An 8,824-nucleotide genomic window follows, 5' to 3' on the forward strand; every position below is an offset into this window, starting at 1 on the left:
AGCCCTGTGGAATACCGGACTCAGGAAATGGCAGTCAACTGATAGAGCTAACTGTCCAATAATTGGGGGTCAGTTCAGGCGGCGGCACCTACCGGTGATTGGGAGCACCAAGGTTATTCACCAACCCCGGCACCGCTGCGCGCTGCTCCGCGGGTGCGCCGTAGGCTTACCCGCGCTACAAAACCCAAGCAGCGCATATTTAATGGCACGCCGTCACGCGCTTTATCAGCGCACATTTCGTAGCGCGGTGTAACGAGCCTTGTGGGGAGCGAGCGAAACGAAGTGCTCGTCTAGCAGTCCAGAATGAGTAATTTCAACATCGATAGCCGAGATCGCATGAAAAACATTGCAGTAGCTGGCACAGGGTACGTTGGGCTATCAAACGCCATGTTGCTCGCGCAGCATAACAGCGTCACCGCAGTAGATATTGTCAAAGAGAAAGTAGACAAACTAAAAGCCAAACAGTCGCCGATTGAAGATACTGAAATCAGCCAGTTTCTAAACCGCGATGACCTACACTTTACGGCGACAACAGATGCTGAACAGGCTTACGCCAATGCAGACATCGTCATTATTGCCACCCCGACAGATTACGACCCGACCACTAATACCTTCAACACCGAAAGTGTTGAGGCAGTGGTTCAGCAAGTTACTAAGGTTAATCCCAATGCGTTGATGGTGATCAAATCGACCGTACCAGTGGGCTACACTGCCAGCGCTAGTAAACGGTTTAATACGCAAAACCTGATTTTTTCACCGGAATTTTTGCGCGAAGGAAAAGCACTCTACGACAATCTTTACCCTTCACGCATTATTGTAGGCGAATGCTCCGAGCGTGCTGAACACTTTGCCAACTTGCTCCAGCAAGGCGCCATCAAACAAGACGCCTCTATTCTGCTGACCAACAGTACAGAAGCAGAAGCGATTAAATTGTTCGCTAACACCTACCTAGCGATGCGTGTGGCATATTTCAATGAGCTAGATACCTACGCCGAAACCCACGGGTTAGACTCTCGGCAAATTATTGAAGGGGTAGGGCTAGACCCGCGTATTGGCAAGCACTACAACAACCCCAGTTTTGGTTACGGTGGCTACTGCCTACCTAAAGACACCAAACAACTGCTGGCGAATTACCAAGATGTGCCCAGCAACATGATCCAAGCCATTGTGGATGCCAACCGCACCCGCAAAGACTTCATCGCCGAAGCCGTCCTCAAGCGCAATCCCCGTGTGGTGGGTATTTACCGGCTGATCATGAAAGCTGGCTCCGATAACTTTCGTGCCAGTGCCATGCAAGGCGTGATGAAACGCATCAAGGCGAAGGGGATCGAAGTCATCGTATACGAACCGACCCTGCAAGAAGCGCACTTCTTTAATTCCCGTGTGATTCGTGACCTGACCGCGTTCAAACAAGAAGCCGACCTGATCTTAAGCAACCGAATGGCCAACGAGCTAGACGACGTTGCAGAAAAAGTTTATACCCGCGACTTATTTGGCAGTGATTAGGCAACTGTAGAGCTTGCTAGTCCTAAATTTAAACGTTAGAGCAGTCAGCTTAAGGTCTATATAAAGGTCTATATAAAAGTGTCAATACGATTTCTAATTACTGGTGGTGCGGGATTTATTGGTTCAGCAGTTGTTCGTGAGTTAATCCATAACACCGGCCACCGCGTCGTGAATGTCGATAAACTCACATACGCGGGCAATCTGGAATCACTGGCAAGCGTTGAAAAGAGCGAGCGCTATACTTTTGTGCAGGCGGACATTTGCGATGCTCCCGCCATGCAGCAGTTGTTTGAACAGCACCAGCCCGATGTTGTCATGCACTTGGCGGCTGAAAGCCATGTAGATCGTTCTATCGACGGCCCGGCAGAGTTTATTCAAACCAATGTGGTTGGTACTGCCGTACTACTAGAAACCGCCCGGGCATACTGGAAAAAGCTGCAGCAGCAAAATGCCGCCAAGGCTCAAGCGTTTCGGTTTCATCATATTTCCACCGATGAAGTGTATGGGGATCTGGAAGGCACTGATGATCTCTTTACCGAGACCACACCTTATGCCCCCAGCTCGCCGTACTCCGCCAGCAAAGCGAGTTCGGACCACTTGGTACGCGCATGGCAGCGCACTTACGGCCTACCCACCCTGGTTACTAACTGCTCCAACAACTACGGGCCTTACCACTTCCCGGAAAAGCTGATCCCGTTGATGATTCTAAACGCCCTGGCAGGTAAACCCCTGCCGGTATACGGCGATGGCCAACAGGTTCGCGACTGGCTCTATGTAGAAGACCACGCCCGCGCACTCATCAAAGTAGCCACCGAAGGCCAAGTAGGCGAAACCTACAATATCGGCGGACACAATGAGAAAGCTAACCTCACCGTGGTAGAAACACTATGTGAACTGCTACAAGAGTTAGTGCCGAAAGAGAGCTCATACCGCGAGCTAATAACGTTCGTCACCGACCGCCCAGGCCACGACGTACGCTACGCCATTGACGCCAGCAAAATAGAGCGCGAACTCGGCTGGAAGCCAGAAGAAACCTTCGAAACCGGCCTACGCAAAACCGTCGAATGGTACCTAGCCAACGAAACCTGGTGGAAACGCGTACAAGACGGCAGCTACCAAGGCCAGCGGTTAGGTACTGCTTCGTAGCAGGCTGAGTGTAAATGCCTTGTGGCGTTAGCAAATAAAGCGCAATAGGCAGGTTTTGTAGCGCGGGTAAGCCTACGGCGCACCCGCGGGGGAAGTGAACTATGCCAACCTGTGAGGAGCTGTCTTGGAGGAGCGGGAATGGATAGAGTGTATGCCTTTCCGAAAGAAACGAAGCATTTTCACTGCTTCAGTAGCGATAATGATATAAAGCAGCACTCTCATTATAGAGCCGCTAAATCAGGAGATGCCGAGGCTGCGTTACAACTTGTGGATGATTTGGCATTTGAGTTTCTAGTTACTCTCAAAGATGAATTCCCAGCAGAGACTATCTTTGTTTCCCCCTATGCTAAAGAAGCTACCGGTGACAATGCGTTGCCCCTAATACTCTCGCTGATGAGTGCAGAAATATTAGGGGGGATCAGTGATACAGATATTGTTCAATTGCAAAAAGTGTTTCATACCGGTGCTGATCCGATGGAAAGGCTAATTGCGAGGCCTTCATTTGAGGGTACTGTTCAACATGGTGCCTGCTATGTACTTGTGGACGATGTCACTAGCATGGGTACCACACTGGCTGAGTTAGCCAATTACTTGTTAATGAACGGCGGGAATATCATTGGGTCTATACTGCTGGTAAATGCTGGTCGTTCAGAAAAATTTCGAGCGTTCGAAAAGCATATTCGATTACTGGAGGAGCGCTTTGGTGATGAAATCAAAAACATTCTTGGAATACACACCTCGGCCCTTACCGCCAACGAAGCAAGTTATCTCGTCGGCTTTAGAACCACTGACGAGATCCGAAATCGATGCGTTAAGGCAGAAAAAGAGACAGCTAAGCGCTTATTATCTAAAAGTTATTCAAGCACGCGTTGCTAGTAAGTGATTGGCTTAAACCTCTAGTAGCGCGAGGTAAGCGAAGCGCACAGGCTTCATCTACGCGGGTGCCGCGTTTGTTCGTGCCTCACAAGACGCGTTACGCCGCGCTACGAAATGTGCGCTGATAAGGCTCGTTACGGCGGGCCATTAAATATGCACTGACTAGATTTTGTAGCGCGGGTAAGCCTACGGCGCACCCGCGAGGCACCCGCACAGCGGTGCTGGGGTGAAGGGCACAGACCTCATCCGTGCGAGTGCAATAAGCTGAATATAAAGGGATTTAATGAACATCTTTATCACCGGCGGCAATGGCCAAGTAGGCTTTGAACTCCAGCGCCAGTTTGCTCCTTTTGGCACTGTTCTGGCCCCGACGCGGGATGAACTCGACCTAGCCAATGCAGATGCGGTGGATGCTTACCTAGCCAAACACCAGCCAGGGTTAATCCTTAACGCTGCTGCCTACACAGCGGTTGATAAAGCCGAAAGCGAGCCGGAGCAGGCGAAGCGCTTAAACGCTGAACTGCCAATACAATTAGCCGCGTATGCAGTGAAGCAGGGCATTACGCTGGTGCACTACTCAAGCGACTACGTATACCCAGGTAACGGCCAAACACCCTGGCAGGAAGACAGCCCCACCAGCCCGCTAAGCATCTACGGCCAAACCAAGCTGGAAGGTGACCTTGCCATTATTGAAAGCGGCTGCCAGCACCTGATATTCCGTACCAGCTGGGTATACGCCGCCCGCGGCAATAATTTCATGAAAACCATGCTGCGCCTGGGTCGTGAGCGTGAAGCGCTGAATATTGTTAATGATCAAATTGGCGCGCCTACCCCTGCACGCCTAATTGCCCAAGTGAGCGCATTGGCATTTACTCCCCGCGCCTCACACCTCACCCCCCACATACCCATGGGCATCTACCACTTAGCCCCCAGGGGGGAAACCAGCTGGCATGGCTTCGCCAGTGAGATTTTTAACCACGCCCGTAAAGCAGGGGAAAAGCTAGCGATTACGCCGGAAGGTACCGCAGGCATACCCACGGCAGAGTACCCAACACCCGCCAAGCGCCCACTGAATTCACGCATGGCAGTAAGCAAGCTAGAAAACGCACTTGGCATCACCATGCCCACCTGGCAAAGCCAGCTAGCATTAACACTGAAAGAACACCTAGATAGTTTTTGAGCCACGGACGCTCACGGAATCCACGGATAAAAACCCAAAGATTTTTTGTTTTTATGTTTTGCCCTTATCCGCGTTGTCAGTGAGTGTCCGTGGCCAATAACGAATGTTTGCCACGGACGCTCACGGAATCCACGGATAAAAACCCAAAGATTTTATGTTTTTATGTTTTATCCTTATCCGCGTTGTCAGTGAGTATCCGTGGCCAATAATACGTAGCGAAAATGATTAAAGAGACCCCTATGAGTCAAAGCGCGCCAAGAAAAGGCATCATCCTTGCCGGTGGCTCGGGCACACGGCTACACCCCATTACCCGCGGTGTATCCAAGCAACTACTACCGATTTACGACAAACCGATGATCTACTATCCGATCTCGGTACTGATGCTGGCAGGCATTCGCGAAATTCTAATCATCTCAACACCGGAAGACTTGCCCCAGTATCAAAACCTACTGGGCACCGGTGAAGATTTTGGCATTAGCTTGCAGTACGCTGAACAACCAACCCCCGATGGCCTAGCCCAAGCGTTTATCATCGGCGAAGAATTTATTGGTGAAAGCCCCGTTTGCCTAGTGCTAGGCGACAACATCTTTCACGGTCAGCACTTCTCGGACCAGCTAAAGCGTGCCAGCTCCCGTACGGCGGGTGCCACCGTGTTTGGGTACTTAGTGAAAGACCCCGAGCGTTTCGGTGTGGTGGAGTTTGACGAGCAGGGCAGCGCTATCTCTATCGAAGAGAAGCCCCTAAAGCCAAAATCTGCTTATGCGGTTACGGGGTTATATTTCTATGATAACGACGTCGTAGAAATTGCCAAAAGCGTAACCCCCTCAGAGCGTGGCGAGCTGGAAATCACCAGCGTGAACAACGCCTATCTACAGCGTGGCGATTTATGCGTAGAGCGCCTGGGTCGTGGCTTTGCCTGGCTAGATACCGGCACCCACGATAGCCTGCTAGAAGCCAGCCAATATGTGCAAACCATTGAACACCGCCAAGGTCTTAAAATTGCCTGCCTAGAAGAGATCGCCTGGCAGCAGCAGTGGATCAGCGACGAACGCCTAGCCGAGCTCGCTCAACCACTCGCAAAAACCCAATACGGCCAATACCTACAGCGCCTGCTTCAGCAGAAGATGCAAAAGTAGAGGCCAAGAGATTTTTGCCACGGAATAAACGAATTTTGCCACGGACGCTCACGGAATCCACGGATAAAAACCCAAAGATTTTTTGTTTTATGTTTCGTCCTTATCCGTGTTTTTCAGTGAGTGTCCGTGGCCAATAACTAGTTTTGGCCGGAGCATCCGTGGCTAAACAAATTTGGCAATGGCTAAAGGATATCTAATGCAATACGAAAAACTCGCCATTCCCGATGTAGTGTTAATGACTCCCCAGGTATTCGGCGATGAGCGTGGTTTCTTTATGGAAACCTTTCGCCACAGTGAATTTGAAGAGCACTGCGGTGACTATGCGTTTGTGCAAGATAATCACAGTAAATCCGCCCGTGGCATCCTGCGTGGTCTGCACTACCAGTACCAGCAGCCCCAGGGCAAACTAGTACGCGTAACCCGTGGCGAAGTGTTCGATGTTGCGGTGGATATGCGCAAAAGCTCGCCAACCTTTGGTCAGTGGGTGGGCGTAATGCTCAGTGAACAGAACAAGCAGATGCTATGGGTGCCCCCCGGTTTCGCCCATGGCTTTTACGTCACCAGTGAAGAGGCCGAGTTCCAATACAAATGCACGGATTATTACGCCCCCGGTGATGAAATAGCGCTGCGCTGGAACGACCCCACGCTCAATATCCAATGGCCACTGGTCAGTAATCAGCCGCCGCAGCTCTCAAGCAAAGATCAGCAAGGCCTATCATTTATTGATGCACCATGTTTTAGGTAGCATATGATCGAAATTCGTAATCTCTACAAGCGCTACCACAACCACCACGGTAGCGACTGGGTATTGAAAAATATCAATCTCACTATTCCCCCCAATGTGAGTGTTGGCTTGATAGGTGCCAATGGTGCAGGCAAGTCAACCTTGCTGCGCTTAATTGCTGGTATGGACAAGCCTGAAAGAGGCGAGGTGATTCGCCACACCAAGGTTTCCTGGCCCGTAGGGCTTTCAGGTGGTATGCAGCAGAACATGACGGCCCGGCAGAACGTCAAGTTTGTCGCCCGCGTTCACGGCAGCTCCAGCGAAGACGTAAAACGCGTGATCAAATACGTTGAAGAGTTCGCGGAAATAGGTGAAGCCTTCGACGAGCCGATTAGAACTTTTTCCTCAGGGATGCGTTCACGGATCTCGTTTGGCCTATCGCTGGCGTTTGACTTTGATGTCTATATTTCGGATGAAGCCACCGCCGTTGGCGATAAAAACTTTAAAGCCAAAGCCAAAGCCGCCTTTCGGGAAAAAACCGGCAAAGCCAGCCTCATCATGGTCTCGCATAGCGAAGGCATTCTAAGAGAGCTCTGTCAGGCCGGTATCTTTATCAACAAAGGCGAAGCCACTTGGTTTGATAGCATCGACGATGCGATTGATGCCTACCACGAAGCGTATGGTTTGGTTGAGTCAGCACAGCTTAAAAAAGTGCGCCATGAAGTCACCGAGCTGAGGAAAATATATAGAGAAGCCCGGGCTATCTATAAAGAGGCAAAAGACAGCAAAAGTGTGTCAGCAAAAGAGTTAGCAGAAATAAAAAGCGATATGGACGCCAAGCTGAAAAAATTGCGCAAAGAAAAGGCAGTGCTGAAGTCTCTTCAAGAAGCCAACGACGACGAATAGATTCTTTATAGGTGGCTATTAAACACAATGTTCACAACACACAAAGACATAATTGCGCACGCCAACGACATCGCATCCCTACAAGCCTGGAAAGACTTTACCCTCAGGTTCTGGGAAGAAAGCACGCCAACAGTAGTAGAAAATGCATCAGTAGAAGACGCATCAGTAGAAGAAAGGAGCAGCCAACTGTTTCATAACGGTTTTTATAGAAGCCGAGCCGCCCTGTACGATCTAACTGAAAACGACCTTAACGCCTACCTAAGTGACTACCAGTCACTTAGGCTTCAATCGATTAATCAAAAATACCAAACGGTTTTATCAAACCGCGTGCTATGTAGCCATGTAATGGCCAACTATTTTGAAGTGGAAAAAAACGTCTGCCTGGTTTCCAAAAATGGAGCCCAGTGGTTAGAACCACCGTGGTGGAAGGCTGAAAACTCTGCCCCTAGCGTGGTACAGGTACATTCGCTAGCCCCAGATAATTATGCACGGTACCGCAAAATAACCATTGCGGAGAACAGCGACTCGTTAGCGTTTCAAAAAGCATTTATTAATCAGCTGGTCGAAGAAGCTCAAGAGCATAACGAAGCACTGGTTATTTCCAATACACCAGTACAGCATAGCTGGCTAACCACGCTAAGCCCGGTAGGCTACCATCTGCTGCACGTATTACTGGTACGAGAACCTGATGAAGGGCTGCCCGATATAGCTGCTGCCAGCTTAACGGTGGGCACCCAGGCAAACCAGCTTAATGCCCGTACGGAGCCCGCCCGAGTTGAAGAGGGCGCACTTAGTGCCAGCATCAACCCTCAAACAGGCTTAATAACCGCCTGTCGTGGGCTTAACCAGCAGGGTAGCGTTGACACCTATATACAACACCCAGACACCGCCCAAACTCTGGTGGGTGAACACCTACCCAACTGGGCAGCTATCAAAAAGGCACTACTGCGCTTCTTTGATGAGTCATCATATTTGCACGTTTGCAGTCTAAGCTTTGTGATTACTGAAACAGGGATCTCGTTTTTTGGAACCAATACGGACGTAATGGCAGCACACCAAATGCACCAACCGCTACTTGAACATCCCGGCATTGCCAATCATGCAAATGCGATAAACGGCTGAACATGCCAATGTTTATAGAAAAGCTCATATGGCAGCTCAAATGTAAGCTTGGATATCAAGAAGCCCTTGTGCGTGCGGAAATAGAACAAAGTGGCTACTTTCACTCGGAGTGGTACCTTGCTAACTACCCTGAGCTGCTTAATCAACCAAGTGAACTGGTCTAATTGGAGCGGACACCCCGGTAAGCCTCATACTGGAGGCATTGGAGGTGTTCATGACCAAGAAAAC

The 8,824-nt window shown here is 50.2% G+C and carries 8 protein-coding genes; all 8 read left to right on the forward strand.

Features of this window, described 5'->3' with window-relative positions; all coding sequences use genetic code 11:
- Positions 1-303 precede the first annotated feature (303 nt).
- The 8 genes from CPA45_RS22255 to CPA45_RS22290 all read left to right on the forward strand — a co-directional run bounded on the left by CPA45_RS22255 (position 304) and on the right by CPA45_RS22290 (position 8,596).
- The gene (locus CPA45_RS22255) at positions 304-1,506 is read left to right on the forward strand and encodes a nucleotide sugar dehydrogenase (protein ID WP_279628835.1); all 1,203 of its coding nucleotides are present in this window, start codon (positions 304-306) and stop codon (positions 1,504-1,506) included.
- An 84-nt stretch (positions 1,507-1,590) separates the two neighbouring features.
- Complete coding sequence (gene rfbB / locus CPA45_RS22260; RefSeq protein WP_096655495.1) at positions 1,591-2,652, forward strand: dTDP-glucose 4,6-dehydratase; 1,062 nt, start codon at positions 1,591-1,593, stop codon at positions 2,650-2,652.
- Positions 2,653-2,790: 138 nt separating this feature from the next.
- On the forward strand, positions 2,791-3,528 hold the full coding sequence (locus CPA45_RS22265) for a phosphoribosyltransferase (RefSeq protein WP_096655481.1): 738 nt from the start codon (positions 2,791-2,793) through the stop codon (positions 3,526-3,528).
- Positions 3,529-3,811: 283 nt separating this feature from the next.
- On the forward strand, positions 3,812-4,708 hold the full coding sequence (rfbD, locus tag CPA45_RS22270) for a dTDP-4-dehydrorhamnose reductase (protein WP_096655483.1): 897 nt from the start codon (positions 3,812-3,814) through the stop codon (positions 4,706-4,708).
- 239 nt (positions 4,709-4,947) lie between these two features.
- A complete protein-coding gene (rfbA, locus tag CPA45_RS22275) occupies positions 4,948-5,844 on the forward strand; it encodes a glucose-1-phosphate thymidylyltransferase RfbA (protein WP_096655485.1) in 897 nt (298 codons plus the stop codon).
- 196 nt (positions 5,845-6,040) lie between these two features.
- Entirely contained in the window at positions 6,041-6,589 is a 549-nt protein-coding gene (gene rfbC / locus CPA45_RS22280) for a dTDP-4-dehydrorhamnose 3,5-epimerase (RefSeq protein ID WP_096655487.1), read from the forward strand.
- 3 nt (positions 6,590-6,592) lie between these two features.
- The gene (locus CPA45_RS22285) at positions 6,593-7,474 is read left to right on the forward strand and encodes an ABC transporter ATP-binding protein (protein ID WP_096655489.1); all 882 of its coding nucleotides are present in this window, start codon (positions 6,593-6,595) and stop codon (positions 7,472-7,474) included.
- A gap of 27 nt (positions 7,475-7,501) precedes the next feature.
- Positions 7,502-8,596 (forward strand): sugar-transfer associated ATP-grasp domain-containing protein, encoded by a 1,095-nt coding sequence (locus CPA45_RS22290; protein ID WP_096655491.1) that lies wholly within the window; start codon positions 7,502-7,504, stop codon positions 8,594-8,596.
- Positions 8,597-8,824: the final 228 nt, after the last annotated feature.

Source organism: Vreelandella nigrificans, assembly GCF_002374315.1.
In the GTDB taxonomy this organism is placed as follows: Bacteria; Pseudomonadota; Gammaproteobacteria; order Pseudomonadales; family Halomonadaceae; genus Vreelandella; species Vreelandella nigrificans.